The organism is uncultured Legionella sp., assembly GCF_937871865.1.
Classification (GTDB): Bacteria; Pseudomonadota; Gammaproteobacteria; order Legionellales; family Legionellaceae; genus Legionella.
Genome location: NZ_CALMPD010000113.1, coordinates 1 through 2,143, shown reverse-complemented (window position 1 = coordinate 2,143; position 2,143 = coordinate 1). Strand labels below are relative to the sequence as shown.

Below are 2,143 nucleotides of genomic sequence, written 5' to 3'. Positions count from 1 at the left end.
GGTATCTGTTTCTTATGATATTCCTATGAGCGAAGTTGTGTCTGATTTCTTCGACAGACTAAAATCTGTTAGCCGTGGTTATGCGTCACTTGATTATAATTTCCTCCGTTTTGATGAAGCTGATCTGGTGAAAATGGACATCTTAATCAACAGTGAGCGAGTTGATGCACTGTCTGTTATTGTTCATAGAAGTTCAGCAAACAGTCGGGGCAAGCTGATTGCTGAAAAAATGCAGGAACTGATTCCAAGACAAATGTTTGATGTGGCTATTCAGGCTGCTCTTGGCAGCCATATTATTGCCAGACAGACTGTTAAGGCTTTGAGAAAGAACGTAATTGCCAAATGTTATGGGGGCGACGTTTCTCGTAAAAGAAAATTACTGGATAAACAGAAAGCTGGTAAAAAACGCATGAAGCAGGTCGGGCATGTAGAGATCCCTCAAGAAGCGTTTATGGCTGTTTTTCAATCTGACAAAAAGAGATAACATAACTTTATAGGGCGACATTTCCGCTACGCCAGATTGAATATGAAGATTAATTCCTTAAGATTTAATCTCGACGAAGCACTGGAGCTTTATTGACACTTCAGTCTAAAATCCCTACGTGTCGTGGTTTATCTTCGGCATTCATCAAACTGGTGTAGGCATTGAAAGGCTATGTCATAGGCTCCTGGTAATTTTAGGATAACATCTCTAATTCTGGTAAAACTACTGTACCAACGTACCTCGTTTTGTTCATGGTACGTTGGAATAGAAAACATTCCTTGGGTTATTGATACGTTACATTATAGGATGATAATTTATGAATTTTGCTTTGATTTTGCTAGTTTTATCCGCGGTAAGTGGTTTCATTTATTTTCTTGATATAGTGTTTTGGGCTAAAAAAAGAGGTCCAGATCAAAAGCCAGGGAGAGTTATTGAATATTCTCGGTCATTTTTCCCGGTATTTTTTATCGTTCTTTTATTGCGTTCTTTTTTAATTGAGCCTTTTCGAATTCCTTCAGGCTCACTGGAACCTACTTTATTAGTGGGTGATTTTGTTGCGGTAAATAAATTTGCTTATGGATTAAGATTACCCGTTTGGGAAAAGAAAGTAGTCTCTATAGCTGACCCTAAAAAAGGTGATGTTGCCGTTTTTCGCTGGCCTCCTGCTCCTACCTATGATTATATTAAACGAGTAATTGGTGTGCCCGGTGATAAAATTTCATACCATAATAAGAAACTAACCATCAATGGAAAAGAAGCAAAACAAACTTTTGTCGAGTACACAATTGATGAAAGTTCTGGCAAAGCTGTTGCTCAATATAAAGAAGATCTCAATGGTGTTGTTCATGATATTTTTGTCAGAGCAGATGTCTCTGCCGTTGATTTTGACATTGTAGTCCCTGAGGGTAATTATTTTATGATGGGGGATAATCGTGATGACAGCGCTGACAGCCGTTTCTGGGGATTTGTTCCTGATAGTTATTTAAGAGGCAAAGCATTTTTGGTATGGATGAGCTGGAATGGCAAAACAAATAGCCTGCGCTGGTCAAAAATCGGAAGATTAATTAAGTAAGGAATGCTTGATGCGTAAACAACAGGGAATGACTTTAATCGGGATGCTGTTTTCCGTCGTTGTAGTGGTATTTGCAGCAGTTGTGGTAATGAAAATCATACCCATATATTTGCAACACTATTCTGTAGTTCAATCGATTAAGGGCTTAAATGCCACTCCTTTCGCTGATATGACTGGTGATTCTTATGCTGATGCGATGACGTTAAGAAAAAGCCTTGGTAAACGATTAGATATTAATGGTGTTGAAGATTTGAAAAATGAGCAGTTAAGTATTTCACCATCTGGCACTAATGCATTTAAGGTAAAATTAAAATATCAAGTGATTAGACCTTTGGTGTATAATATCAGCATAATGATTGATTTTGATGACACATACGAGGTAGTAACGGGTAGTGAAAATTGATTTAGAAAGATTATGCAGACGGTTAAACTATCAATTCCAAAAGCCTGCTTATTTGAAACAGGCTTTAACTCATTGTAGTGTTGGCAGTGATAATTATGAACGCTTTGAATTTTTGGGTGATTCAATATTAAGTTTTGTTATTGCTCACCAGTTGTTCACTCAGTTTCCTTTGCAAAGTGAGGGA

Annotated in this window: 2 protein-coding genes and 2 pseudogenes; all 4 read left to right on the top strand. The window is 37.6% G+C overall.

The window, feature by feature from the left end; translation table 11 throughout:
• A pseudogene (locus tag Q0495_RS06020) lies at nucleotides 1–484 on the top strand (elongation factor 4); the annotation flags it as partial.
• A 316-nt stretch (nucleotides 485–800) separates the two neighbouring features.
• Nucleotides 801–1,556, top strand: coding sequence for a signal peptidase I (lepB, locus tag Q0495_RS06015; RefSeq protein WP_298624112.1), 756 nt, complete (start codon nucleotides 801–803; stop codon nucleotides 1,554–1,556).
• Nucleotides 1,557–1,566: 10 nt separating this feature from the next.
• A complete protein-coding gene (locus Q0495_RS06010) occupies nucleotides 1,567–1,959 on the top strand; it encodes a DUF4845 domain-containing protein (protein WP_298624110.1) in 393 nt (130 codons plus the stop codon).
• Nucleotides 1,949–2,143: pseudogene (gene rnc, locus Q0495_RS06005) on the top strand (ribonuclease III); the annotation flags it as partial. The gene Q0495_RS06010 and the pseudogene rnc, both read left to right, overlap by 11 nt.

Excerpts from the sequence above, each read along its gene's own strand:
- Q0495_RS06010 (WP_298624110.1), top strand. The coding sequence starts at position 1,567 with ATGCGTAAACAACAGGGAATGACTTTAATCGGGATGCTGTTTTCCGTC.
- lepB (WP_298624112.1), top strand. The coding sequence starts at position 801 with ATGAATTTTGCTTTGATTTTGCTAGTTTTATCCGCGGTAAGTGGTTTC.